Origin of the sequence: Sphingorhabdus sp. EL138 (assembly GCF_945882965.1) — a bacterium.
Taxonomy (GTDB): Bacteria; Pseudomonadota; Alphaproteobacteria; order Sphingomonadales; family Sphingomonadaceae; genus Sphingorhabdus_B.
Genome location: NZ_CAMCWY010000014.1, coordinates 14,310 through 40,515, shown reverse-complemented (window position 1 = coordinate 40,515; position 26,206 = coordinate 14,310). Strand labels below are relative to the sequence as shown.

Below are 26,206 nucleotides of genomic sequence, written 5' to 3'. Positions count from 1 at the left end.
AACTATCCAAATAGATGCAAATCTGTGCAAGGTCTGTCATAGGACCAAAATGCGTTTAAAAGATTGCCATAATGTTGCCGATTTCCGCCGTTTAGCAGAATCGCGCCTGCCCTCACCGATCTTCAATTACATCGATGGCGCTGCCGACGATGAACGGACAAAGACGCGCAACACTTCGGCATTTGACGATTGCGATCTGGTACCCAATGTCTTGGCTGGCGTATCGGAGATCGACATGGGGGTGACCGTCATGGGGCAGCGGATTGACATGCCGCTAATGCTGTCCCCCACGGCGTTGCAGCGCCTGTTTCACTGGCAGGGCGAGCGTGCCGTTGCGTCAGTCGCGCAGCAACATAATATATGGTTTGGTATCTCCTCACTCGCCACCGTCAGCATTGAGGAAGTCGGCGCAACCATCAAAACGCCAAAAATGTTCCAACTCTACATCCACAAGGACAAGGGGCTGAACGCGTCGATGATCGAACGCTGCAAGGCGGCAAAGTTTGATGCGATTGCCCTCACGGTCGACACGATCGTTTCGGGAAACCGCGAACGATGCCTACGCAGCGGCTTCACTTCGCCGCCGCGCTTCACACCTGCGTCAGTGTTAAGCTATGCCATCCACCCGAAATGGGCGCTGAATTATATATTCCGCGAAAAATTTGCGCTGCCCAATTTGCAGACGCATGTCGATGCAGGCACCAATGTCGCGGTATCGGTGGCGGAATATTTTAACACTATGTTGGATACATCCATGGACTGGAAAATGGCCGAACGGGTCCGTTCGGATTGGGGTGGTGAATTCTGCCTGAAAGGGATCATGTCCGTTGACGATGCGAAACGCGCCGTCGACATTGGCGCGACCGCGATCATGGTGTCCAACCATGGCGGACGACAATTGGACGGGTCGCGCTCCCCATTTGACCAGATATCCGAAATCGCCGATGCGGTGGGCGGCAAGGTCGACATCATCTGCGATGGCGGCGTGCAGCGCGGAAGCCATGTATTGAAGGCGCTTGCCGCCGGCGCAACCGCGTGCTCCGGCGGGCGTTTGTATCTGTATGCCTTGGCCGCAGCGGGACAACCAGGCGTCGCGCGCATTGTCGGCAAATTGCGTGATGAGATTGATCGCGACATGCGGCTTATGGGCGTTACATCACCGGCCCAACTAGACCCGTCGATGCTGCGGTGGCGTTAGGGGCAGGCCCTAAGCTGAGCTCGCCAGAAACCAAATAGCGATACCTGCCAACAGAACGGCAAAGACGCGGCGGACGATTCGTGCCCTGGTCCCGGTGGATATCCATCCATGTGCCTGTGCCGCTAGTGCAACGATGACCAAATGCACAAAAGTGGCAATCGCTACATAGCTTGCAGAGAGCAACGCCGTTTGCGGCGCAACTGGCGCGCTTTGCGTGATATAGGCTGGCAGAACCGTTAGGAAGAAAACGGCTGCCTTGGGGTTCAGCAGGTTCAACAACAGCCCATGGCGAAACCATGCACCGAGCGCATTTTTGCTTATATTCTCCGGCATGGGTTCATTTTTGTCCGCCCATGTCTTCCACGCCAGCCAAAGCAAATAGGCAACGCCTGCATATCGCAACAGGCTGAATATCGTTGGAGAGCGCGTCGCCAACTCCGCAAGGCCAATGGCCGATGCTGTGGCCAGCGTCGCAAGGCCAAGCGCAATCCCTGCTACCGCCGCAAATCCGGACCTTTTGCCTTCGCTCGCGCTCGTCAACGCCAACCACGCCATATTTGGACCGGGGGTTAGCTCGATGAGCATTGTTGTCACAAGGAAAGGCATAAAAAGTTCAGTGATCACCAGAACGTATATCGCACGGCACGAAGAAATAGTCGATTGCGCTTGGCTTTGCGGTAATAACCCACCATCTACACCCCATGACTTCATTCTCTTTTCTTGATCTGGTGCCTGTTGTCGAAGGCGGGTCCGTTGCAAGCGCGCTCGCCAATGCGGCTGACCTTGCGGCGCATGCCGAAAACCTTGGCTTCACACGCTATTGGGTTGCCGAACATCACGGCATGCGCGGAATTGCGAGCGCAGCTACCAGCGTCGTCATCGGGCATATTGCTGCGGCGACAAAGACCATCCGCGTTGGTTCCGGCGGCATCATGTTGCCCAACCATTCCCCCTTAGTCATTGCCGAACAGTTCGGCACGTTGGATGCCCTGTATCCGGGCCGCATTGATTTGGGGCTTGGCCGGGCACCGGGCAGTGACCAACGCGTTGCCGCCGCAATCCGGCGGACGCTCGACAGCGACCCCAATGCGTTCCCGCGCGATGTGATGGAATTACAAAGCTATTTCGCCGATGATGGCCAAACCGGCATCGTCGCCACGCCGGGTGCAGGCGCCCATGTCCAACTCTACATCTTGGGCAGCAGCCTCTATGGCGCGCAGGTTGCCGCAGCCTTGGGCCTGCCCTTTGCCTTTGCCAGCCACTTTGCGCCACAAATGCTGGATGAGGCGCTGCATATCTACCGCAGCCATTTCCGCCCAAGCGCCGCGCTTGACGCCCCGCACGCCATGGCCGCGTTCAACATCATCGCCGCCGACACCGATGCGGAAGGGGAATTTTTAGCAAGTTCATTGATGCAAAGCTTCGTCGCATTTCGCACGGGCAACCCCCGCCAATTGCCGCCACCTGTGGAGGGCTATGTCGCATCCCTGCCCCCGCATTTTGCATCGGCCTTGAATGATGTACTGTCCGCAAGCGCCATCGGTGCGGCGGATACCGTCAAGGCCGCGGTGCAAGCGTTTCAGGCCCGGACGCAAGCCGACGAAATCATCGTTGCATGTTCGGTTTTCGACCATGAAAAGCGCAAACGGAGTTTGGCGATTACGGCGGAGGTTTTTGCGCGCCTTTGACGGGGTAAGGTAATCAGGCTTTTCCGCGCAAGCCGACAATCGGAGTGCGAGCCTTCACCACGTGATGGGCCCCAGCCTACGCCGGGGCGACGGTGGGTTGGGAGGATGATTTGGCAGAAGGCGGATATGTCTACATCATGGCCAGCGGCTCGCACGGCACGCTCTATATCGGCGTGACCGCCAACCTCCCAAGCCGGATTTGGGAGCATTAGAATGATCTAGGCTCCAAATTCTGTACAGAAAATGGCTGTAAGATTTTGGTCTATTATGAAGCATTTGACGACATCGAAGAAGCCATCAAGCGCGAAAAGGCCATGAAGGTTTGGAAGCGCCGATGGAAAACCGAATTGATCAGCCGAAGCAATCCTGAATGGCGGGACTTGTGTGAAGACCTGAACAAATAGCCATCAACCCAAACGTCGCCCCAGTGCAGGCTGGGGCCTATCGCGTTTATCGGTTTACACAAACCCCCGACGCGCTACCCTGATACGCGTGATAGGCCCCAGCCTGCACTGGGGCGACGGGGTGTTTGTTGACTGGGGTAATTTTCGAAATACCCCGATTTTCTAAGCCCTCAATACACCCTCGGCTTCGGCTTAATATACGCGACATCGTCGGTGAGGGTGTAGTCATGGACCGGACGGTAGTCGATTTTGACTTTACCGCCGGAGCCGCCCCAGCCTTCAAACCATGACGCCGTATGCTTCATCCAGTTGGCGTCGTCGCGCTCGGGGAAATCTTCGTGCGCATGTGCGCCACGGCTTTCCTTGCGGTTGTTTGCACTTTCGACTGTGCAAACCGCCTGTGCCATCAGGTTATCGAGCTCAAGCGTTTCGATGAGGTCGGTATTCCAGATAAGGCTACGGTCGGTCACGCGAACGTCGGCCAAACGCTTATTGACCTTCTGCATTTCAACTACGCCTTCTTCCAACAACGCAGTGTCGCGGAATACGGCAGCATGCTTTTGCATCGTGCGTTGCATTTGCAAGCGGATCTCGGCTGTGGGTGATCCGCCTTTCGCGTTACGAAACTTGTCGATGCGTGCAAGCGCAAGGTCCGCAGCGTCAGCCGGCAAAGCCTTATGCGGCGCGCCAGCAGTCAGGGATGCCTTCAAATGCAAGCCCGTTGCCCGGCCAAATACGACAAGGTCAATTAACGAGTTGGAACCCAAACGGTTTGCGCCATGCACCGAAACGCAGGCTGCTTCGCCAACGGCATAAAGGCCCTGCACGATGACTTCGGGATCATCGCCTACCTTGTTGACGACTTGGCCATGATAATTGCAAGGAATACCGCCCATATTATAGTGCACGGTTGGCGTGACGGGCAGCGGCTGCCGCGTCAGGTCAACGCCCGCGAAAATCTTGCCGCTTTCGGTGATGCCGGGCAAACGCTGCGCCAATACCGCAGGGTCGATATGATCGAGATGCAAATAGATATGGTCTTTGTGCTCGCCAACGCCGCGCCCTTCGCGCATTTCAAGCGCCATCGAACGGCTGACGACGTCGCGTGACGCAAGGTCCTTCGCCGATGGGGCGTAGCGCTCCATAAAGCGTTCGCCTTCGCTGTTGGTCAGATAACCACCCTCACCGCGTGCGCCTTCGGTGATGAGAACGCCAGCGCCATAAATACCCGTCGGGTGGAACTGGACAAACTCCATATCCTGCAATGGCAGCCCAGCGCGCAAGACCATGCCGCCGCCATCGCCGGTGCAAGTATGCGCCGAAGTGGCGGAGAAATAGGCGCGGCCATAGCCCCCGGTTGCCAACACGACTGCGTGGCTCTTAAACCGGTGAATGCTGCCATCTTCCATGCACATGGCGATGACACCTCGGCATTCACCATTTTCCATGATCAGGTCGAGCGCGAAATATTCAATAAAGAAGTCCGCGTCATACTTCAGGCTTTGCTGATACAAAGCGTGCAACATCGCGTGACCGGTACGGTCGGCTGCCGCTGCGGTACGCTGAACTGGGGGGCCTTCGCCCATATTCTGCATATGCCCGCCAAATGGCCGTTGGTAGATAGTGCCGTCGGCGTTGCGCGAGAATGGGACGCCCGCATGCTCCAGTTCGTACACCGCAGCAGGTGCCTCACGGACCATATATTCAATGGCATCTTGGTCACCGAGCCAATCGGAGCCCTTGACCGTGTCATACATATGCCAGGTCCAATGGTCCGGCGAATTGTTACCAAGCGATGCCGCAATTCCGCCTTGCGCCGCGACAGTGTGCGAACGCGTTGGGAAGACTTTGGTAATGCAAGCGGTTTTCAAACCCGCTTCTGCGCTGCCCATAGTGGCGCGCAGACCTGAACCGCCAGCGCCGACGACAACGGTATCATATGTGTGGTCAATAATCTTGTAAGCGTCTGACATCAGGCGGGAGCTCCGGTAAATGCGAGTTTTGCGACGACGAAAATGCCGAATACGGCGCTGGCGATGACGTAAAAGTTCAATAATGTCATGGCCGCAAACTTCAGGCCGTCATCATGGACATAATCCTCGATCAACACCTGAAGGCCCAAGCGGGCATGCGCAAAGATATTGGTAATCATCAAGATCATGGGAACCGCAACCAATGGCTGTGCCAGCCATTGCGCGAGCGCCGCATGGTCAAAACTTGGGATCATTAGCAAAGACAACACAAACCAAGTGGTCAGCAATACATTACCAATCGCGGTCAAGCGCTGCTTCAACCAATGTTCGCCGCCATGCTTGGCCGAACCAAGGCCGCGGACGCGACCAATATTTGTTCTACTGTCCATCACAAAACTCCAAGAAAGCGTGATGCCACAAACAGGGCGACCAATGCAGTTGCAAAAAAGGCTGCGACAAATGCAACCGATGCCCACAACCGGTTGGCCTTCAATTCATAGCCAGCGCCAATATCCAGCACAAAGTGGCGAAGCCCGGAGGCCAGATGTTGAAAGAAACTGAAGGTCACGGCCAAAGCCACAAGGCGGAAGAACCAGTTGCTAGCCATTTGCACGACCGTACCATCGGCACCTGCCGAAACGACATATTGTTGGAACGTGGCATAGCTTTGCGCACCGCCCCCAATTGCCGCCAACCACCACAATAAAGTCATCATTCCAGCAGTCGCGAGAACAAAACCTGTCGCGCGGTGGAAGATCGAAATGGCCATCTGCGGCGACCAACGATACACCTGCAAATGCGGTGACAGTGGCCGGTTAGGGTTTTTCGCCATCATATTAGCGTCCTTCATATATATTAGCGTTCGACGTTGTCACGCTCATTAACCGATTAATGCTTTGGTGCAAGACCTGCGCAGTGCGAAACGTGGAATCGGCTAACCAATTTTTGTGGTCCTGACCCTAATAACTTTAGTTGAAATTTTATCTGTGCTGTGAAAGGCAGCGCCGATGAAAACACATATCCTTATCACCGGTGCCTCACGCGGAATTGGCGCAGCAATTGCCGCAAGCTTTGATGCCGCCACAACGAAGGTAGTTGCCATGTCCGGCAAGGATGGTGACCTGAATGATCCGGCGGTTCCAGCGCAGCTGTGGGCAAAGGCATTTGACGCTTTGGATGGCCGGATTGATGTCCTCATCAACAACGCAGGCGTCTTCGAAGAAAACCCTATTTCCCGGCCAGACGACGAATGGCTGGCAAGTTGGGCACGAACGATGCAGATAAACCTGACGGCCAGTGCGGATATGTGCCGCCGCGCGGTGCTGCATTGGCAGGCCAATGGCACATCAGGCCGTATCGTCAACATCGCCAGCCGCGCCGCACATCGCGGCGATAGCCCTGCCCATTGGCATTATGCCGCGTCAAAGGCGGGTATGGTCGCGATGACCAAAACCATCGCGCGCGCTTATGCCAAAGAGGGCATTTATGCCTTTGCCATCTGCCCCGGCTTTACGATGACAGGTATGGCCGAAGAATATCTGCAAAGCCGTGGCGGCGACAAATTGCTGGCAGACATCCCCTTAGGCAAGGTCGCCGACCCCGAAGAGGTCGCGGTTATGGCGAAGTTTTGCGCTTTGGATGCCCCGCCATCCATGACCGGCGCGGTGCTCGACGTAAATGGCGCAAGCTATGTCCGGTGATTGGAAAGTCCGGTTTCCCTGCACCCGTGCAGAGGCAGAGGCAATCCACGAAGACGATGCATGGCTGGCATCGCTTGATCCCATGCCCACGATTGTAGCGGACGAGGTTGAGGCATTTAATGACGATAAATGGCGCTTGGACGCTTATTTTTCGGTTGAACCCAGCCAAGCTGTTATCAATGCCATACACAGCCGGATAAAAAGCGCCGCAAAGGCAAATCCAGTCATCGAAAAGCTGCCCGACGCCGACTGGGTCGTCATGAGCCAAAAAGCGTTACAGCCAGTCCATGCGGGCCGTTTTTATGTCCACACCAGTTCCAACAAGGGGACCGTGCCCAAGGGCGCAACGCCGTTTCTGATTGAGGCAAGCCGCGCCTTTGGCACAGGTGGCCATGAAACCACCACCGGCTGCCTGAATATGCTGGACAACATGGAACGCGCCGGCAAGCGGTTCGACGTAATCGCCGATATTGGCACGGGCACTGGGTTGCTCGCTTTTGCCGCCCACAAGCTTTGGCCAAAGGCCTATGTCACGGCGTCGGATATTGATCCGATCAGCGTTGAAGTCACCGCAGACAATGCGCGGGCCAACAACGTGCCCTGTGGCGTTTCTCAGGGGCAAATTGCACTTTGTGCAGCCGAAGGAACCGCGCACCCGCTGATCGCCGCACGAGCGCCCTACGACCTTGTAACGGCCAATATTCTTGCCAGCCCCTTGATTGAACTTGCGCCGTCGATTGCGAATATCTTGCGCGACAATGGTTCGTTGATATTGGCCGGGCTCCTGAATACGCAAGCCAAAACCGTATTACGCGCATACAAACGGCAGGGTTTCCGTCTGGAAAAACGCGTCGACTGTGGCGACTGGCCGTGTTTGTGGCTCGTGAAGCGCCGGAGTTACGGTTGGAAACGTCCCGTACGGGCGAGTGGTCGCACGAGCCAACCACCCGGAGATTTTGGAACTTGGTAGCAAAGCAGCATTGCACCGCCCGAGAGCCTTCGTTGCTGCCTTAATCAGTAGCTAGGTTGCCGGTCGCGCGTTCAATTCGCGATAATCGGGAATGCCGGGGCGGGACAGCTTGAGGACATCAATACCGCGCATAAAGGCATCGGCAGCACGCCCGGGCAGCATTGCCGATTACCGCGCAAACAACCTGTCCCAGTTGGCATGTTCATCCGCGCTGAACTTTTCCCAATTTTGGGGCACAGTCCAATCGGCATGCGCGCCAGCGGGAGGCGTTTCGTAAACATGGCTATTTGAGTTCATGGTATTAGGTTACACTTGAAACCGGATTACGGCAACTGCAACTGCTGGAACCTATCGTGCTTGGCCAGTTAGCGTCGCGCTCGGACGATAGACGTGATGGGCCCCAGCCTGCACAGGGGCAACGAAAAAGAAGGCGCGTTTCCCCTAACGTCATGCTGAACTCGTTTCAGCATCCATCGTGCCACATAGACCGAAGGGTAGAGACGAGAAATGGACCCTGAAACAAGTTCAGGGTGACGGTCGGGGGGCGACGGGGGGGGTGAAATTACACCGCCAACCCGGCCAGCACTAGACGCCTTGCACGATATTTGCCCATTCGGCTTCATCAATAACTTGAATGCCAAGCGCGCTTGCCTGCTTCAGTTTCGACCCAGCGCCCGGGCCGGCCACAACGAGATCGGTTTTTGCGCTTACGGAGCCAGCGGCTTTCGCCCCCAGCGCCTCGGCTTGTGCTTTGGCTTCATCGCGGCTCATCGTCTCCAGCTTTCCCGTGAAAACGATTGTTTTGTCCGTCCATGCGCTTTTGCGGACATTAGATACGTAAAAGGGCGCCTGCACCGCGTTCAAAAGGTCGTTCCAAACGGAGAGATTATGGGGTTCGTGGAAGAAGTCGCCCAATGCCTCGGCCACCGCGCCGCCGACCCCGTCTATCGCCGTTACATCCGCAATCGCGGATTCATCGGCCTGCGCAAGCCTTAGGCCGACCTTACCGATTTCTTCGACGGAACCGAACGCCTTGAACAAATCACGCGCCGTGACTGTCCCGATATGGCGGATTCCCAGACCAAAAAGCAGCTTTGCACCATCCGGCGCACGCTTTGCCTCAATCGCTGCCAACAGGTTATCCACAGACTTATCCTGCCAGCCATCCCGCGACAATATGTCAGCGCGGCGGTTCCGCAGCCGGAATATATCCGCCGGGCTTTCCAGCCAGCCCAGATCAAAAAATTCTTGGATGGTCTTCTCACCCAGCCCTTCAATATCGAGCGCGCCGCGACTGACAAAATGGATGAGCCGCTGCACCCGCTGCGCTGGGCAAATCAGGCCCGCAGTGCAGCGCACGTCAACTTCGCCATCTTCGGCCACCGCTTCCGAACCACATTCGGGGCAGTGCGCGGGAAAGTCGTATGGCGTGCGATCACTTTCACGGGTCAGGTTTTCAACGATCTGGGGAATGACATCCCCTGCCCTTTGCACGACCACACGGTCACCGGGACGCACGCCCAAACGCGCAATTTCGTCGCGGTTATGCAGCGTCACATTGGACACCACCACACCACCAACCGTGACAGGCGTCAGGCGGCCAACAGGCGTCAACTTGCCCGTCCTGCCAACCTGTATATCAATCTGCTCCAGCGTTGTCTCTGCGCGCTCTGCGGGGAATTTATGCGCAAGCGCCCAGCGCGGCGATTTGGCAACAAAGCCAAGCCGATCCTGCCATTCCAAACGGTCAACCTTGTAGACAACGCCATCAATATCATAAGGCAAATCGGCACGGCGACGCTCAATGTCGGCATAATGCGCAAGCGCGTCATCGGTTAGGCCAAAGCGGCGCAGCAAGGGCGATATCGGCACGCCCCAAGCGGCAATCGCCGCCATCACCTGACGTTGCGTATCGGAGGGCAAGGCGCTCACCTCACCCCAGCCATGCGCCAGAAAGCGCAAGGGGCGCGATGCCGTAACCTTTGCATCCTTTTGCCGCAAAGACCCCGCAGCCGCATTCCGCGGGTTGGCGAACGGCTTTCCACCCTTTGCCATTTGCGCTTCGTTAATCGCCGCAAAGTCCGATTTCGCCATATAGACTTCGCCGCGTATTTCGAAAATATCGGGCACGTCGCCTTTAAGTTGTTGCGGGATGTCCGCGATATAGGCGACGTTAGCGGTTACGTCCTCTCCCACACTGCCATCGCCGCGCGTTGCGGCTTGTTTAAGCACGCCTTTTTCATACCGCAGCGAAAGCGAAAGCCCGTCAATCTTGTCCTCCGCCGTTAACGCGACCTCTGCATCAGCCGCGAGGTTTAAGAAGCGCCGGACACGCGCGACAAAGTCATGCACATCCTGCGCCGCAAATGCGTTGTCGAGGCTCATCATCCGTTTGGCATGAGTGATTTTTTGGAGACCAGAGCCTTCGACCGCCGCGCCAATCTGCGTGTTCGGGCTATCGGCGCGGATAAGGTGCGGAAATGCAGCCTCTAGTGCATTGTTACGGCGCACCAATGCGTCATATTCCGCGTCGCTTATCTCCGGCGCATCTTCGGCGTGATAGCGTTTGTTATGATAGGCAATCTGTTTTGCCAAGCGCATCAGCTCATTGGCAGCGTCGGCCTCAGATGTCACTCACTCGCTCCAGTGACAGGATTGGCCACGTCAAACGCCACCCGGAATAATCGGTTCGGGCGTGCCAGTTCATAGGTCAATGTCTGGCCCGGATCGATTTCAAATGCCCAGACGTTGGTGTTCGAAACCGTGCGGCCTTCTTTGGTAAACATCGCTTTGGAATAGGCATCGACGGGAAACTCCTGGCGCATGGCCGTTCCCACCTGCGCGGTGTCGCCGCCATATTGCGATACGGGGTCTTCGGTGCCATCTTTTAACATATGGCGGTGTTTCAAGCGCAGGCCGCTGTCGGTCCGCGTGATGATCCAAGTCCGCGAACGGTCTTCGTCAACATCGAACGAAATCTGGATTTCGCGGTCGGTGCAGGTGCGGACAACTGCCTGCATCTTGGCCGTGGCAAAGCTCGCGTCGCTATCATCGCCTGCAGCTAGCTTGCCATTGAAGCTTTTGCTACACAGCGTGGACATTTGCGTAAAAAACTGGTCCGCCGGTTGCGGCGCTGCGAAGGCGCTAGCCGACAAAGACACCAAAATCCCATACATGTTCATACAATCTCCAACAACCGCATTGCCTGTGCCCTTGCCTCATCGGTTATCTCTGCGCCGGACAACATACGGGCGATTTCTTGGCGGCGGGCTTCGGCATCAAGCAAAATAACACCTGTCCGCGTGACCGTGCCTTGGCTCGATTTCGCGATAAAATAATGCGCCTTGCCTTTGGCAGCGACTTGCGGGCTGTGCGTGACGGCAAGCAATTGTGTGCGGGTTGCAAGACGCGCAAGGCGTTCGCCAATCGCCGCTGCAACTGCGCCGCCAACGCCTCGGTCGATTTCGTCGAAGATAATCGTGGCGGCTCCGCCCTCTTCGGCCAACGCAACTTTCAACGCCAGGATGAAACGCGACAATTCCCCGCCCGACGCGATCTTCGCCAAGGGCGCAAAAGGCGCACCAGGGTTGGTTGAAATCAGAAACTCAACGCGGTCCATGCCATAAGCCGTCCAGCGGTCCTCCGGCAATCTCTCCACCGCCGTCTGAAACTGCGCGGCATCCAGCTTTAATGGCGCAAGTTCATTTTTCACCGCTACGTCCAACTTGAATGCGGCTGCCGCACGGACCGCAGACAATGCGATTGCGCTCCCGACATAGGCGGTGTGCTTCGCCGCGACATCAGCCTCCAACACCGCAAGCCCCTCGCCGCCTGCCTGAATCGATTGCAACTGCGCCGTCAGCTTTTCCTGCAGCGCGATAATGCCGTCTGGCGAAATATTATGCTTGCGGGCAAGTGCGCGCAGTTCAAACAAGCGCTCCTCAATCTCATCAAGCCGTGCAGGCTCATATTCAATCGCGCGCGCCGCCGCGTTTAACTTATCCTCGGCCTCGCTCGCCTCAATCACCGCGCGGTCAAGCGCGGTCAGCGCCTCGGCCAACAACGGGTGCGCGTCGGCCAAACGGTCCAGCTTGCGCGCCGCACCACGGATCAGCGACACGCCGCTTTTCGGGCCATCAAAGCTCTCCAGCACGGCCTTCAGGTCCTCGGCAATGCGCTCACCCTTTTGCATATCCGACCGCTCGCCTGCGAGCTGCTCTTCTTCGCCGGGCTGCGGATGGAATGCGGCAAGCTCGGCCACCGCATGTTCCAACCATTCGCGGTCGCGCGCGGCGTTTTCGAGCGCTTCACGGGCAATATCCAAACGGGACTTTGCATCCTGCCACGCGGCAAAATTGGCCGACACGGTTGCGGTATCGCTGCGGCCAAAGCTGTCTAACAATCCGCGATGCCCGCGCGCATTGAGCATGCCGCGATCATCATGCTGGCCGTGGATTTCAACCAACGCTGCCCCAACTTCCCGCAAAAGCGCAGCAGAGCAGGGTTGGTCGTTGATAAACGCCTTGCTGCCGCCATCTGCCTTTACCGAACGACGGATGATTAACGGCTCATCGCTATCGATATCAATGTCATTGTCGGCCAAGAACGCCGCGACATAAGCAGGGGCATCAAAACTTGCTGTAACCTGCGCCTTGTCCGCGCCAGAGCGTACCAAGCCGCTATCGGCGCGCGCGCCAAGGGCAAGGCCAAGCGCATCCAACAATATGGATTTACCGGCCCCGGTCTCCCCCGTAAGCACGCCAAGACCGCCTGCAAATTCCAAGTCCAGTGCCTCGATCAGCACGACATCGCGGATCGAAAGCCCCGTTAGCATGGCATTACGCGGCGGGCGCGTTCTTCTGCATCAGATCATAGGCACGCGCATACCATTGGCTACCAGGATAATTGGCACCCAGCACCGCCGCTGCCTTCTTCGCCTCTTCGGGAACGCCCATCGCAAGATAGCTTTCGGTCAGGCGATACAAAGCCTCTGGTGTGTGCGTCGTCGTGTCATATTTATCGATCACTTCCCGAAAGCGCAGCGACGACGCCAGCCACAAGGCGCGGCGTTGGTAGAAACGGCCAATTTCCATTTCCTTACCGGCAAGATGGTCGCGCACAAGGTCGACCTTCAACATGGCATCCGACGCATAACGCGATGTCGGGTAACGGCGCTGCACTTCGCCCAAAGCTGCCAATGCCTGCTCCGAAATTTTCTGGTCACGAGTCACATCACTGATTTGCTCATAATAAGACAAAGCAATCAGATAATATGCGTAGCCTGCGTCCTTGTTACCCGGATGGATCGACAGGAAACGGCGCGACGATTGGATCGACTCATTATATTTCTGCGCCATATAATAGCTAAACGCGCTCATAAGCTGCGCCCGGCGGGCCCATGGCGAATAAGGATGCTGACGCTCAACCTCATCAAACAACGCCGCTGCGACTTCATATTGCTTGTTATCAAGTTTATCCTTTGCGGCGGCATACAGCGTATTTACGTCACGCGCGACATAACGGGTGTTGCTACCCGGCTTCGCACCGCCACCACCCAGACCAAGCGCAGCGCAGCCAGAAAGCATGGAAGATGCGGCCAACACCGCGACGGGCACGAGGAATTTTTTGTTCATGAATGCTCCCTAGATAATCTTGTCCGCCCCGCCAAGCCTTTTGCTTGGCACGGCGCATAAACACCCAAACAGCGTGGCCGAAATATTGTGTATCGGCGATGAACTGTTGCCCCAATGGGCACAAAAAAAGGGGCCGCCGAAGCCGCCCCCTTTCGTGTTCAATCCTTTACGGATTTAATCCTTCAAGAAAGCTGGCACATGGTCGGGATCGCCCCCGCCCTTGTTTTCGCCTTCTGAACGGTCTTGGCGTGGGCCACGGTCGCCGCGACCTTCGCCCCGCCCACCATCACGTCCACCGCCATCACGACGCGGGCCACGGTCGCCACGGCCTTCGCCGCGTCCACCACCGCCGCCTTCACGGCGGGGACCACGATCGCTACGCTCGCTCTTTTCGCGCGGCGGGCGTGTATCTTCCAGCTCTTCACCGGTTTCCTGATCGACGACACGCATCGACAGGCGAACCTTGCCGCGTGGGTCGATTTCAAGAACCTTGACCTTAACGTCCATGCCTTCGCTGACGACGTCCGTAACCTTTTCAACGCGCTCATTGCGCATTTCGCTGACGTGGACGAGACCGTCCTTGCCACCCATAAAGTTTACGAATGCGCCGAAATCAACCAGATTGACGACCTTGCCGTCATAAATCTTGCCGACTTCTGCTTCTTCAACGATGCCCGAAATCCACTTACGCGCGGCTTCGATCTGCGCGATGTCAGACGACGAAATCTTGATGAGACCTTCGTCATCAATGTCGACCTTCGCGCCGGTGGTGGCGACGATTTCGCGAATGACCTTGCCGCCGGTGCCGATGATGTCGCGGATCTTCGCTTTGTCGATCTGCATCGTTTCGATACGCGGTGCATGCGCGGACAGCTCGCCGCGTGTCTCGCCCAATGCCTTAGCCATTTCACCAAGGATATGCGCGCGGCCTTCCTTAGCTTGATTCAATGCAGCTTCAAAGATTTCGCGAGTAATACCGGCAATCTTGATGTCCATCTGCATCGTGGTGATGCCTTCGGACGTACCAGCTACCTTGAAATCCATGTCGCCGAGATGATCTTCGTCACCCAAGATATCCGACAGGACTGCGAAATCCGTGCCTTCAAGGATCAAGCCCATCGCAATACCCGAAACCGGACGCTTGATTGGAACGCCAGCGTCCATCATCGCAAGGCTTCCGCCGCACACCGATGCCATCGACGACGAACCATTGGATTCGGTAATGTCGCTGGTGATACGGATGGTGTATGGAAACTCGTCCTTGGTTGGCAACACCGCGTGCAGCGCGCGCCATGCAAGCTTACCATGGCCGATGTCGCGGCGGCTTGGTGCGCCAAAGCGACCCACTTCACCAACGCTGTACGGTGGGAAGTTATAATGCAGCATGAAGTTTTCATAATGCAGACCGCCAAGGCCATCGATCATCTGCTCTGCGTCCTTGGTGCCCAAGGTGCAGGTTGCGATGGTCTGCGTTTCACCACGGGTGAACAATGCTGAACCGTGTGAACGTGGCAAGAAATGTGTTTCTGCCAAAATCGGACGGATTTGCGTTGTGGTACGTCCGTCGATACGCGTGCCGTCCTTAAGGATGGCGCCGCGCACGATTTCCGCTTCCAGCTTCTTCATCAGCTTGCCTGCCGCCATCTGATCCTGCGGGCTTGCGTCGGTAAAGGCTTCCTTTGCCGCTGCACGCGCCACATTCAAAGCGTTCGAACGTGCCGACTTGTCGGTCAACTTGTACGCAGCAGCAATATCCTTGCCGATAAGCTTCTTCAGCTTATCCTTCGCGGCGGACAAATCAGCTTGCTCTGCCATGGCCCAAGGCTCCTTCGCGGCTTGCTCAGCAAGCTTAACGATGGCCTTGACGACTTCCTTACATGCATCATGCGCAAACAGGACGGCACCCAGCATGATTTCTTCCGAAAGCTCATTGGCTTCGGATTCCACCATCATCACGGCGTCGTAGGTTGCCGCAACGACGAGGTCGAGGTCGCCTTCGGCAACCTGTGCGTCCGTTGGATTCAGGATATATTCGCCGTTCAGGTAACCAACGCGTGCTGCGCCGATAGGGCCCATGAATGGAACGCCAGAAATGGTCATCGCAGCCGATGCAGCGACAAGCGCCAAGACATCTGGCTCATTCTCGCCATCATAGCTAAGAACTTGCGCGATTGCGTTGATTTCGTTGTAGAAACCTTCTGGGAACAGCGGACGGAGTGGACGGTCGACCAAACGCGAAACCAGCGTTTCTTTTTCGGTCGCACCACGTTCACGCTTGAAAAAGCCACCGGGAATACGGCCGGCTGCGGAATATTTTTCTTGATAGTGAACGGTGAGCGGGAAAAAATCCTGACCATCCTTCACCGACTTTGCGGCGGTAACCGCGCAAAGCACAACAGTTTCGCCGAGCGATGCCATAACAGCGCCGTCAGCTTGACGGGCAACTTTGCCCGTTTCGAGTGTTAGGGTTTGTCCGCCCCACTCGATTGATACAGTTTTCGTATTAAACATAGATTTTCCTTTGACCCGCATGCCCAATGCGATCCGGGGCCTCTTGAGTTGCGGAAATACCGATCCGCCGCGGATGGGGCATTTTCGAGCCCCGATGACAGTCCAGCCTCATTGCTGGAATGTCCTTCTACCGAACATGTCACCCTAAAATTGTTACAGAATGACATGCGACGGAATTTTTGGATCCTGAGACAAGTTCAGGATGACCCAATACGTAAACGGCCCGCCAAAGCGGGCCGAACGATTAGGTCACTTACGAAGACCAAGCTTCACAAGAAGGGCGGCATAACGCGCGCCATCAATTTTTTTCAGATAGTCGAGAAGCGAACGACGCTTGTTGACCATTTGAAGAAGACCACGACGCGAATGATTGTCCTTGTGGTGGTCTTTGAAATGTGAAGTCAGGGCATTGATACGGTCGGTAAGAATTGCAACTTGCACCTCTGGTGATCCGGTATCGTTAGGCTCGCGTGCGTGCTCTTTGATGACCTGGGCTTTACGTTCTGCAGTAATAGTCATATTTTTCCTTCGAACATCATGGCATAAGGTTAAAGCCACGGACGGTTTTCAATATCCCGTCGACGTTCTGCACCAGCGCAAGTGGCCGCAAATCTGCGCCTCTCGCCCAATGTAGCCCATCTTTCATGGCAATCCCGGTCAAGACGCGGCCCTGTTGGACCGCCCTTGCCTGTTCCGGGGAGAGATCAAGAGCCGGGATGTCGACCAGCCCTGCCTCTATCGGCAAGATAATGTCTTCTTGGCTGGCCCCATGGCCGAATGCATTCAGCCTGTCCAGTGAAATCGCGCTTTGCAGGGCGAATGGCCCGGCCCGCGTCCGACGGAGCATGGACACATGGCCAACAGTGCCAAGGGCATAAGCGATGTCCCGCGCTAGGCTTCGGATGTAGGTTCCTTTGGACACGTCCGCAGTTAACGTGATTTCATCAATAACCTCTGGCGTGGCGTCACAACGCGGTGTGACATCATTCTGTTCACGCAGAGGCGCAGAGACGCAAAGAGCGTAAACGGTCACGGCCCGTGCTTTTATCTCAACCACCGCGCCTGCCCGCGCCAAGTCATAAGCGCGTTGACCATCAATCTTTATCGCCGAATAGGCAGGTGGAATTTGTTCGATGGGACCATTAAATTGGGCAAGCGCCGCTTCGACTTGCGCCAAACTCGGGCGATGGTCTGAGGTCGCAACAACCTCCCCTTCTGCATCCAATCCGCTAGTTTCCGTGCCAAAACGGATCGTAAAGTCATAGGTTTTCGATGCATCCAGCATCCGCCCGCATAATTTGGTCGCTTCACCCAAGGCGATGGGCAGAACGCCCGTAGCCAAAGGGTCAAGCGTGCCGCCATGGCCAACCTTGACCTTGCCAAAGCCAGCCTCGCGCAAATTGCGTTTTACCGCTGCTACAGCCTGCGTTGAACCCAACCCAAGTGGCTTATCGAGGATGATCCAGCCGTGCATGCTGCGTTAACGCCCCGCCCGCGCCTCAATAAAATGTTTGCGGCACATGGCGATGTAGCGGTCATCACCGCCAATTTCGGTTTGTGCGCCGTCGACCACTGCTTTGCCGAACTCGTCCACGCGCAGGTTCATCGTCGCTTTACGGCCGCAATCACATACGCCCTTTAGTTCAACCAGACTGTCGGCAATAGCGAGCAAGGCGGCGGAGCCGGGAAATAACGCGCCTTGGAAATCCGTGCGTAGACCGTAACACACAACAGGAATGCCGGCCTTGTCGGCAAGGCTTGCGGCTTGCCAAACCTGTTCCTTGCTCAAAAACTGGGCTTCGTCGATCATCACGCAGGCCAATGGTGTTTCGTGATGCTGGGCAAGCACCGCCGCTTCAATGTCCGTATTGGATTCAAACCGGCTTGCATCACCGGCAAGACCAATACGCGAGCTGATCGCGCCAAAGCCGGGACGGTCATCAATGGCCGCGGTCCAGAGCATGACCTTCATGCCGCGTTCGCCATAATTGAATGCGGCTTGTAACAAAGTCGATGATTTGCCAGCGTTCATTGACGCATAATAGAAATAGAGCTTGGCCATTATGCCGCGTCGTCGGCCCCATCTTCGGCCAAGTCCTGCTGAACCTTTGGCTGCGCCAACAGACCGTCAATATGCGTTGCCTGATCAAAGCTGTCATCGGCGAGGAACTTCAACTTCGCCGCATATTTCATGCTCACCCGCGACGCGACTTCCTTTTGGAAAAAGGCAGTGTTGGTGCGCAGGGCCTTAAGCACCTTTTCTTCATTTGCACCCAATAGTGGCTTAATGAATGCCGTCGCATGGCGCAAATCAGGCGACATACGCACTTCAGTAACACTGACGCTGTGGCTGTTAAGGACATCGTCATGCACTTCGTCGCGCGCAAACAATTCGGACAATATATGCCGGAATTGCTCACCCACGCGCAGCAGGCGTACCGAACGCCCCTCTGGACCAGTGTCGTTATGTTTAGCCATGCTATTCCCCGTTTAGAACCGAGCTAAAATCACAACGTCCGTTCACGCTCCTCGATCTCGAACACCTCAAGCATATCGCCTGCCTTGACATCATTGGTGTCTGCCAAGACGACGCCACATTCCATACCGGACCGCACTTCGTCGACATTGTCCTTGAAACGGCGCAGCGATGCGATCGTGGTTTTCGACACGATAACATCTTCGCGGGTAAGACGGGCGTATAGACCTTTTTTGATGGTGCCCTCGGTGACCAACAAACCTGCGGCCTTGTCGCGCTTGCCGGACTTGAACACATCCTTGACCTCGGCGCGTCCAACAACGGTTTCGATGATTTCTGGCCCCAATTCGCCCGCCATTTCTTTGGCGATGTCGGCGGTCAGGTGATAGATTACGTCGAAATATTTCAAACGCACACGGTCACGCTTTGCCAAAGCAGCGGCCTTTGCATTGGGCCGCACGTTGAAACCGATCAGTGGCGCATTAGACGCTGCTGCCAACAACATGTCGGACTCGGTGATGCCGCCAACGCCCGCCAACAATATACGGACCTTGATATCGTCGGTCGAGATATTGTTGAGTGCAGTCACGATCGCTTCTACCGAACCCTGCACATCGCCCTTGATAACCACAGGATATTCCATCGCCCGCGAGGCGGACAGATTATCAAACAGATTTTCAAGATTTGGCGTGACTTGCGCCGTGCGGACCTTGGTCGATTGTTCCTTGCGATACAGGGCCACTTCGCGGGCACGCGCTTCGTTTTCAACGACGGTCAAAACGTCCCCTGCCGATGGAACACCGGTCAGGCCAAGCACTTCGACTGGGGTTGCAGGTCCAGCCTCGGATACCTGCTGTCCCTTTTCATTGACCAAAGCACGAACCTTGCCGCTTTGCGCGCCGACGACGAATATGTCACCGCGCTTCAGCGTTCCGCGCTTCACAAGCACAGTTGCGACGGCCCCGCGCCCCTTATCGAGCTGCGCCTCCACCACAACGGCTTCCGCCGGGCGGTCTGGATTGGCTTTCAGCTCCATGAGCTCGGCCTGCAAGGCAAGCTTTTCAAGCAAAGTATCAAGGCCAGTCTTCTTCAACGCTGAAACCTCAACGTCTTGAACGTCACCGCCCATTGCTTCGACCACAACCTCATGCTCAAGCAAACGCTCGCGTACCTTTTGTGGATTCGCGCCATCCTTATCGACCTTGTTGATCGCAACGATCATCGGCACATTTGCTGCCTTGGCATGCTTAATGGCTTCAATCGTCTGCGGCATCAGGCCATCATCGGCAGCCACCACCAGAATGACGATGTCGGTTACCGAAGCGCCGCGCTGACGCATTTGCGTGAACGCTTCATGGCCCGGTGTATCGAGGAAGGTAATGACTGAGCCATCCTTTGCCTTCACCTGATACGCGCCAATATGCTGCGTAATACCGCCAGCTTCGCCCGATACGACATTCGCACCGCGTAAGGCATCCAGCAAGGACGTCTTACCATGGTCAACATGGCCCATCACGGTCACGACCGGCGGACGCGGCTTCATGGTTTCGGTTCCGTCTACATCGTCGTCGTGGAAAATGTCGACGTCGGCATCCGAAACGCGTGTGATGTTGTGGCCAAACTCCTCGACCAGCAATTCTGCCGTGTCTTGGTCAATGGTTTCGTTGATCGTAATAGGCATGCCCATTTTGAACAATGCTTTGACAAGGTCGCTGCCTTTTTCCGCCATACGGTTGGCAAGTTCCTGCACCGTAATGGTTTCCGGCACGACCACATCGCGGGTTTGCTTAACCTGTGCCTGACGACTACCGCCGCCATGCAAGCGCTTTTCCTTCTCACGCGCACGCTTCAGCGCGGCAAGTGATCGGGCGCGCGCGCCATCTTCACCTTCAAGGGCGCGGGTAACCGTTAGCTTTCCAGACTGGCGGCGGTCATCGGCGGCACCGCGCGTTGGACGGTGCAGCGCCTTTTTGATTTCCTCACGCTCGCGCTCTGGACGCTTTGGTGCTTCTACAGGTGTAAAGCGACGCGGTGCAGGCGCGTCACCTTCTTTAGTGCCTTCTTCGGCAACGGCTTCAACAGGGTCAGTTGTTGCCGGAACGACCGCTTCAACGTCGGCTGAAGGCGGAGATGCAGCAACCTCCTCACGGTTGGCTTGGGCGCGCTGGCGCTCTTCTTCGGCGCGCTGCGCACGTTGTTCCGCTTCACGACGGCTGTTTTCCTCAAGCATGCCCAAGCGTGCTTCTTCGGCTTCGCGTAACAGCTTTGCCTGACGCTCCTGACGGCTCAGCATGTCATTGCCCGTGGGGCTTGGCCTTGGCGCAGGCGCAGCCGCGGGGGCCGCCGTTACTGGCGAAGCTGCGGGCGGCGGAGGTGGCGGGGGTGCCGCCACTTCGGGTTCGGGTGCATAACCTGGCTTACCGACGAGCTTTTTGCGTTTCACCTCAACCACAACCTTGTTGGTGCGGCCATGGCTGAAAGTCTGTTTCACTTCGCCCGACTCAAGCGAGCGGCTCAAAGTGAGCGGCTTGCGCGTCAAAGTTGGCTTATTATTATTTTCATCACTCATCGAAACAGAACCCGTCCTTACTCAGTCAATTGCGGGGATGTCAGCGTCATTGCCCCGCAATTCCGCAGCCGAAGCAGCGGAATCTACCGGCGCATTACTGCATCCTTTAAAATTTAGCCAGCGTCCAAGATGGTGCATCACCCGGTCCGCGGCTTTTTGGTTAATCAATGCAACGTGCACAGCATTTTGCCGTCCAAGCGCCGCCGATAGTGCATCTCGGACCACAGGCAGCTTCACGCCGCCTTTTCCGGTACCCTCGGCATCTTCGCCAACGCGCCAGGCTTGGTCGCGTTTGCCGCTCCCATCGGCGCTTGCGTCCGATGCATGCAGTAACAGCTTAACCTGCCCACTGCGTGATGCGGAATCGATCTTCTCTGCGCCCAAGATAAGGTGCCCAGCCCGCGCTTCCAACCCAAGCCGGTCCAAAAACGCCTTTTCCAATCCGCGATCAATGCGCCCCGTCAGGTCATCGATGATTTCAATCTTGTCGGTTTTGAACGCCCGGCGCAGCAATCCCGCAAGCTTACCCTTAGCCAGCGCCTTGGACAATTCTTCGCTAGAAACGCCAATCCACGCGCCACGACCGGGCGCCTTTGCGAACAGGTCAGGTGCGATACTGCCATCGGGACCGAGGGCAAGCCTGATGAGCTGGGCACGAGTCCCATGCTCACCTGACAATATGCACTTCCTTATTGGGGAGTGTCGGTTCTCATTGAGAGTCGTCCGCTGCAATCGCGTCCTCCTCTTCGAACCAATGCGCGCGAGCAGCCATGATGATTTCGTTACCCTGCTCTTCGGACAAACCAAAGACCGCCAATATGCCGGCCTTATCTTCAGTACGGTTGCGCCGAACTTCGCGATCGCTCCGCTCATTACGACGTGGTTCACGCGCTTTCTGGATCAATTCATCGGTTGCAAGGTCGGCCAAATCGTCAAGCGTCTTGATGCCAGCCTTGCCCAGAACGACCAGCATCGCTTCAGTCAATATGGGCAATTCCGCGACGGCATCTTCAACACCAAGCTCACGGCGCTCGGCCCGGTTTGCCTCTTCGCGGCGATCCAGCGCTTCTTGTGCACGGCTCTGCAACTCTTCGGCCAAACCGTCATCAAACCCTTCGATGGCGGCGATTTCGGCGGAATCGACATAAGCGACCTCTTCCAACTCGCTAAAGCCTTCGGCGACCAGCAATTGCGCAAGCGTTTCGTCAACATCCAGTTCTTGCTGGAACATTTCGGAACGTTCGACAAATTCCTTCTGTCGTTTCTCGCTCGATTCCGCTTCGGTCATGATGTCGATGCCACGGCCCGTAAGCTGCGAGGCCAAACGGACATTTTGTCCACGACGGCCAATAGCAAGGCTCAATTGATCGTCAGGAACGACAACTTCGATCCGGCCTTGTTCTTCGTCGATGACAACGCGGCTGACCGTTGCTGGCTGAAGCGCGTTCACGATGAATGTCGCGGTGTCTTCGGACCATGGAATGATGTCGATCTTTTCGCCCTGCATTTCCTGCACGACGGCCTGAACGCGGCTGCCCTTCATACCGACGCATGCGCCAACGGGGTCAATGCTGCTGTCATAGCTGATAACGCCAATTTTGGCGCGGCTGCCGGGGTCACGTGCGGCGGCCTTGATCTCGATGACGCCGTCATAGATTTCAGGCACTTCTTGCGCGAACAATTTCTTCATGAAATCCGGATGCGCGCGGCTCAACAATATCTGTGGTCCGCGATTTTCACGCTGCACCTTCATGATCAGCGCGCGGACGCGGTCGCCGCTGCGGACGACTTCGCGCGGGATTTGCTGGTCGCGGCGAATAACGCCTTCTGCGCGGCCAAGGTCAACGACAACATGGCCAAATTCAACCGACTTCACGACGCCCGTAATGATTTCACCGGTACGGTCCTTGAATTCTTCAAACTGGCGCTCACGCTCGGCATCGCGCACCTTTTGGAAGATGACCTGCTTGGCTGACTGCGCATCGATACGGCCCAAATCCACAGCGGGAAGCGGATCGACGATGAAGTCGCCGACAACAGCGCCCTTTTGCAGCTTGTCGGCCTGCTTTAGGTCAACTTGCTTGAAATAATCTTCGACGTCTTCAACAACTTCGACAACGCGCCACAGACGCAAGTCACCGGTTTGGGTGTCGAGCTTAGCACGGATGTCGTTTTCGGCCCCATAACGCGCCCTAGCAGCGCGCTGGATAGCTTCTTCAAGCGCTTCGATAACAATCGACTTGTCGATCATCTTTTCGGTGGCGACCGCGTTGGCGATTGCAAGCAATTCAGCCTTGTTGGCGGCAATACTACTGGCCATGTTTTAGTCTTCCTGTGCTTCGTCGTGAATGGGTTCAGCCTCTACTTCGTCGGCACCATCGCTGTTGATGGGGGCAGTCGACGCAATCAGGCGGTCTGTCAAGAGCAGCTTGGCGTGGCCAAGTGCGGAAAATGGGAAGGTCAGGCGTCCCGCCTTGCGGTCATCGACATGAATATTTTCGCCATCGACACCAGCAAGATCACCGCGAATATTCTTGCGGCCATCCATCGGCTCGCTGAGTTCAATCTTGGCCTCATGCCCTACCCAGTCAGAGAAATCGGCAAGCCGCGTCAATGGCCGGTCAATCCCGGGCGAGCTAACTTCAAGGCGATAAGGCTCGACAATGGGGTCAACCTCGTCAAACAGATCGGAGATACGATGCGAGAGCGCCGCACAATCATCAATGAGGAGTTGCCGTGTCTCGGGACGCTCGGCCATCACTTGCAAGGTCGGCTCATCGCTGCCCTGTGCGCCATTGGAAAACCACGCCACGCGCACCAAGGCAAAGCCAAGCGCTTGAGCCTCAGGCGCAATCAAACTGCTCAGTTTATCAAGATCAGGCAAAATCAGACTTTCTTATTCGGCATGCAACGACTATCGCGCCGGCCCAAGTAGCGCCAGCCCTTTCACGTTCTCACAATGTAAGGATAGCATTAGTATAGGCCCGAAGACTTTCATATGCAAGTGTCTTGCGCATCGCCCCAGCATGCACCAATTGATATGGGCATATATAAAAAGGAGCTTTGCATCATGTCAAAATTGTCTTTTCTGATCGGCGCAGCAGTGCTGGCCGCCGCCTGCCAGCCTTCAATCAGTGACGCTGCCCATGCAGACAAGGATGCTGTGCCTTTTGATGTTGCCGTCGTTGCCGATTTCGAACAACCTTGGGCCATGACATTCGTGCCCGGCACAGCTTACGCTCTTGTGACCGAGAAAAAAGGCAAGCTCAAGCTGTGGCAAAATGAAGGCGCGGTTGTGGATGTCGAAGGCGTTCCTGCGGTCGCTTATGGTGGCCAGGGCGGCCTTGGCGATATCATCCTCCACCCCGACTTTGCGAACAACACATTCGTCTATCTCAGCTTTGCAGAGGCGGGCGAAGGTGGCTTTGGTGCGGCAGTTGCCCGTGGTAAGCTTGATGTAACAAGCGCAAAGCCGATGCTGGCGGACGTTCAAATCATCTGGCGTCAGGAACCAAAGGTTTCGGGGCAAGGCCATTATGGCCATCGCCTCGCCTTCGGTCCGGACGCGATGCTGTATATCAGCAGCGGCGAGCGGCAGAAATTTTACCCCGCACAAGATCTCAACCAAAATCTTGGCAAAATTGTGCGCCTGACCGACGGCGGCATGGTGCCATCGGACAACCCCTTTTATGACCAAGGCCGGGTCAAGTCGCAGATCTGGTCTTACGGACATCGCAATCCGCTTGGCATTGCCTTTGATGCGCAGGGGCGCTTGTGGAACCAAGAAATGGGTCCTGCTGGCGGTGATGAATTGAACCTTGTCAAAAAGGCAGCCAATTACGGTTATCCAACCGTGTCAAATGGCGACCATTATGACGGCCGCAATATCCCCGACCATATGGCGGGCGATGGTTTTGAAGCGCCGAAGGTTTTCTGGAACCCCGCCATTTCACCCGGCGGATTGATGATCTATTCTGGCGACATGTTTGCAGCTTGGAAAGGCAGCGCGTTTATCGGTGGCCTTGGTGCAAAGGCTTTGGTCCGTGTGAAACTGGACGGCGAAAATGCAACAAAGGCAGACCAATGGGACATGGCCGCGCGTATCCGCGAAGTCGAACAGGGTCCCGATGGTGCTATCTGGCTGCTTGAAGACGAACGCGCAGGCTCTCAGGGCCGCTTGTTGAAGCTGACCCCCAAGAAGTAACGAGACTGGCGGCGGCGCTTTATTGCGCCGCCGTTACCGTTCCAGTTAAATCCGCCAGAAACGACCGAACACGTTTGGCGTTCATACCCAGATCACTCTGCCCGACGCGGCTGACGGAACGCATATCGACAATGCTCCCCTCGCCTGTGTCTGATGGACGAACGCGCAAGACGACATCATCTTTGAACTGGAAGAATGCGCTGGTTTCGGTGGCTTCCAAACGGCCTTCTGCGGGTAAAGATTTTGCGACATCCCAACCACGTGCTTTGGCCAGACGCTCCGCCTTGGCAACCACCCTCTGCACCGGTTCGTTCACACGCACCGAGCGGATGTCGCCATAGGCCTTTTGATGCACCATAGCCCAACGTTGTTCAGGCGTCAGGCCGCGCATTTTCGCATCGTCAGCACCGGGAACCGCGTCCCAATTGTCCGCACGCAATTGCAATGTCACAAAGGCTGGCGGATCAGCAAGGTCTGTAGATACGTCATGAATAGCAGGCACCGTCAGCGCCTTGACGAGAAACGTCCCTACCCAGCCCACATAGACCAACGCGACCAGCATCCCGACCCAGCGCCGTGCGCCCAACGGTGGAGTGGCAGATTTACGAACGCGCCACTCTTGAACGAGACCGATCAAAATGGCCGCTACCCCTAAAAGAAATGCCCCTGCAACGCCCTTCAACCCCGATGTATATTCCCAATAACCCCAACCTGTGCCAACCGCCGCAACCGCACCCCAGCCCAGCGCACCGACGCCTGTAATCAAAACCAGATAGCCAAGAATATCTCTTGGGGCCCGCGGTTGCGCCGGAGCAGGTGCCAATGTCGCTTCTGATGCCGCTTGGGGCGCTTCCTGATCGGTCAAATTCTCTCTCCTGCG

Annotated in this window: 25 protein-coding genes and 1 pseudogene; 7 read left to right on the top strand and 19 right to left on the bottom strand. The window is 56.4% G+C overall.

Annotated elements, in window-relative coordinates:
- Positions 1-49 precede the first annotated feature (49 nt).
- A complete protein-coding gene (locus Q0N43_RS07720) occupies positions 50-1,198 on the top strand; it encodes an alpha-hydroxy acid oxidase (protein ID WP_295444894.1) in 1,149 nt (382 codons plus the stop codon).
- 9 nt (positions 1,199-1,207) lie between these two features.
- On the opposite strand, the gene Q0N43_RS07715 is transcribed toward Q0N43_RS07720, so the two are convergent.
- Positions 1,208-1,804, bottom strand: coding sequence for a LysE family translocator (locus Q0N43_RS07715; RefSeq protein WP_295444890.1), 597 nt, complete (start codon positions 1,802-1,804; stop codon positions 1,208-1,210).
- A gap of 95 nt (positions 1,805-1,899) precedes the next feature.
- On the opposite strand from Q0N43_RS07715, the gene Q0N43_RS07710 reads away from it, so the two are divergent.
- The 3 genes from Q0N43_RS07710 to Q0N43_RS11505 all read left to right on the top strand — a co-directional run bounded on the left by Q0N43_RS07710 (position 1,900) and on the right by Q0N43_RS11505 (position 3,290).
- Positions 1,900-2,886 (top strand): LLM class flavin-dependent oxidoreductase, encoded by a 987-nt coding sequence (locus Q0N43_RS07710; RefSeq protein WP_295444887.1) that lies wholly within the window; start codon positions 1,900-1,902, stop codon positions 2,884-2,886.
- Between the two features lie 110 nt (positions 2,887-2,996).
- Entirely contained in the window at positions 2,997-3,098 is a 102-nt protein-coding gene (locus Q0N43_RS11510; protein WP_366845954.1) for a GIY-YIG nuclease family protein, read from the top strand.
- Between the two features lie 45 nt (positions 3,099-3,143).
- Positions 3,144-3,290: a hypothetical protein gene (locus Q0N43_RS11505; RefSeq protein WP_366845953.1), complete on the top strand. Its 147-nt coding sequence runs from the start codon at positions 3,144-3,146 to the stop codon at positions 3,288-3,290.
- A gap of 170 nt (positions 3,291-3,460) precedes the next feature.
- Here the strand turns inward: Q0N43_RS11505 and sdhA are convergent, their stop codons facing one another.
- The 3 genes from sdhA to sdhC are packed head-to-tail and all read right to left on the bottom strand — an operon-like array spanning position 3,461 to position 6,098.
- A complete protein-coding gene (gene sdhA / locus Q0N43_RS07700; protein ID WP_295444884.1) occupies positions 3,461-5,263 on the bottom strand; it encodes a succinate dehydrogenase flavoprotein subunit in 1,803 nt (600 codons plus the stop codon).
- Positions 5,263-5,652: a succinate dehydrogenase, hydrophobic membrane anchor protein gene (sdhD, locus tag Q0N43_RS07695; protein WP_295444881.1), complete on the bottom strand. Its 390-nt coding sequence runs from the start codon at positions 5,650-5,652 to the stop codon at positions 5,263-5,265. Before sdhD ends, sdhA begins: the two co-directional genes overlap by 1 nt.
- Complete coding sequence (gene sdhC / locus Q0N43_RS07690; RefSeq protein WP_366845952.1) at positions 5,652-6,098, bottom strand: succinate dehydrogenase, cytochrome b556 subunit; 447 nt, start codon at positions 6,096-6,098, stop codon at positions 5,652-5,654. Before sdhC ends, sdhD begins: the two co-directional genes overlap by 1 nt.
- 172 nt (positions 6,099-6,270) lie before the next feature.
- Here sdhC and Q0N43_RS07685 point away from each other — a divergent pair, with 172 nt between their 5' ends.
- A complete protein-coding gene (locus Q0N43_RS07685; protein ID WP_295444877.1) occupies positions 6,271-6,963 on the top strand; it encodes an SDR family oxidoreductase in 693 nt (230 codons plus the stop codon).
- Positions 6,953-7,933, top strand: coding sequence for a 50S ribosomal protein L11 methyltransferase (locus tag Q0N43_RS07680; RefSeq protein ID WP_295444874.1), 981 nt, complete (start codon positions 6,953-6,955; stop codon positions 7,931-7,933). Before Q0N43_RS07685 ends, Q0N43_RS07680 begins: the two co-directional genes overlap by 11 nt.
- A gap of 63 nt (positions 7,934-7,996) precedes the next feature.
- Here Q0N43_RS07680 and Q0N43_RS07675 read toward each other — a convergent pair.
- The 14 genes and pseudogenes from Q0N43_RS07675 to rimP all read right to left on the bottom strand — a co-directional run.
- Positions 7,997-8,230: pseudogene (locus Q0N43_RS07675) on the bottom strand (phenylalanine 4-monooxygenase); the annotation flags it as partial.
- 288 nt (positions 8,231-8,518) lie between these two features.
- Positions 8,519-10,534, bottom strand: coding sequence for an NAD-dependent DNA ligase LigA (gene ligA, locus Q0N43_RS07670; RefSeq protein WP_295444978.1), 2,016 nt, complete (start codon positions 10,532-10,534; stop codon positions 8,519-8,521).
- A gap of 29 nt (positions 10,535-10,563) precedes the next feature.
- Entirely contained in the window at positions 10,564-11,115 is a 552-nt protein-coding gene (locus Q0N43_RS07665) for a hypothetical protein (RefSeq protein ID WP_295444871.1), read from the bottom strand.
- On the bottom strand, positions 11,112-12,767 hold the full coding sequence (gene recN / locus Q0N43_RS07660) for a DNA repair protein RecN (RefSeq protein ID WP_295444869.1): 1,656 nt from the start codon (positions 12,765-12,767) through the stop codon (positions 11,112-11,114). Before recN ends, Q0N43_RS07665 begins: the two co-directional genes overlap by 4 nt.
- 4 nt (positions 12,768-12,771) lie before the next feature.
- Positions 12,772-13,566 (bottom strand): outer membrane protein assembly factor BamD, encoded by a 795-nt coding sequence (locus tag Q0N43_RS07655; RefSeq protein ID WP_295444866.1) that lies wholly within the window; start codon positions 13,564-13,566, stop codon positions 12,772-12,774.
- Between the two features lie 174 nt (positions 13,567-13,740).
- Positions 13,741-16,077, bottom strand: a complete 2,337-nt coding sequence (gene pnp, locus Q0N43_RS07650; protein ID WP_295444863.1) for a polyribonucleotide nucleotidyltransferase — start codon at positions 16,075-16,077, stop codon at positions 13,741-13,743.
- 249 nt (positions 16,078-16,326) lie between these two features.
- The gene (gene rpsO / locus Q0N43_RS07645; protein WP_295444859.1) at positions 16,327-16,596 is read right to left on the bottom strand and encodes a 30S ribosomal protein S15; all 270 of its coding nucleotides are present in this window, start codon (positions 16,594-16,596) and stop codon (positions 16,327-16,329) included.
- 16 nt (positions 16,597-16,612) lie between these two features.
- Positions 16,613-17,551 carry a tRNA pseudouridine(55) synthase TruB gene (gene truB, locus Q0N43_RS07640; protein ID WP_295444857.1) on the bottom strand — a complete coding sequence of 313 codons (939 nt, stop codon included), beginning with the start codon at positions 17,549-17,551 and terminating at the stop codon, positions 16,613-16,615.
- Between the two features lie 6 nt (positions 17,552-17,557).
- On the bottom strand, positions 17,558-18,139 hold the full coding sequence (locus Q0N43_RS07635; protein WP_295444854.1) for a thymidine kinase: 582 nt from the start codon (positions 18,137-18,139) through the stop codon (positions 17,558-17,560).
- The gene (gene rbfA, locus Q0N43_RS07630; protein ID WP_295444851.1) at positions 18,139-18,555 is read right to left on the bottom strand and encodes a 30S ribosome-binding factor RbfA; all 417 of its coding nucleotides are present in this window, start codon (positions 18,553-18,555) and stop codon (positions 18,139-18,141) included. Before rbfA ends, Q0N43_RS07635 begins: the two co-directional genes overlap by 1 nt.
- Positions 18,556-18,584: 29 nt before the next feature.
- Positions 18,585-21,122, bottom strand: a complete 2,538-nt coding sequence (infB, locus tag Q0N43_RS07625; protein WP_295444849.1) for a translation initiation factor IF-2 — start codon at positions 21,120-21,122, stop codon at positions 18,585-18,587.
- Positions 21,123-21,143: 21 nt separating this feature from the next.
- Positions 21,144-21,800 (bottom strand): DUF448 domain-containing protein, encoded by a 657-nt coding sequence (locus tag Q0N43_RS07620; RefSeq protein ID WP_295444847.1) that lies wholly within the window; start codon positions 21,798-21,800, stop codon positions 21,144-21,146.
- 31 nt (positions 21,801-21,831) lie between these two features.
- Positions 21,832-23,442 carry a transcription termination factor NusA gene (gene nusA, locus Q0N43_RS07615; RefSeq protein WP_295444843.1) on the bottom strand — a complete coding sequence of 537 codons (1,611 nt, stop codon included), beginning with the start codon at positions 23,440-23,442 and terminating at the stop codon, positions 21,832-21,834.
- 3 nt (positions 23,443-23,445) lie between these two features.
- On the bottom strand, positions 23,446-24,006 hold the full coding sequence (rimP, locus tag Q0N43_RS07610; RefSeq protein ID WP_295444840.1) for a ribosome maturation protein RimP: 561 nt from the start codon (positions 24,004-24,006) through the stop codon (positions 23,446-23,448).
- 186 nt (positions 24,007-24,192) lie between these two features.
- Between rimP and Q0N43_RS07605 the strand changes: the two genes are divergently transcribed.
- The gene (locus tag Q0N43_RS07605) at positions 24,193-25,326 is read left to right on the top strand and encodes a PQQ-dependent sugar dehydrogenase (RefSeq protein ID WP_295444838.1); all 1,134 of its coding nucleotides are present in this window, start codon (positions 24,193-24,195) and stop codon (positions 25,324-25,326) included.
- A 19-nt stretch (positions 25,327-25,345) separates the two neighbouring features.
- On the opposite strand, the gene Q0N43_RS07600 is transcribed toward Q0N43_RS07605, so the two are convergent.
- Positions 25,346-26,191, bottom strand: coding sequence for a DUF1499 domain-containing protein (locus Q0N43_RS07600; protein WP_295444835.1), 846 nt, complete (start codon positions 26,189-26,191; stop codon positions 25,346-25,348).
- Positions 26,192-26,206 lie beyond the last annotated feature (15 nt).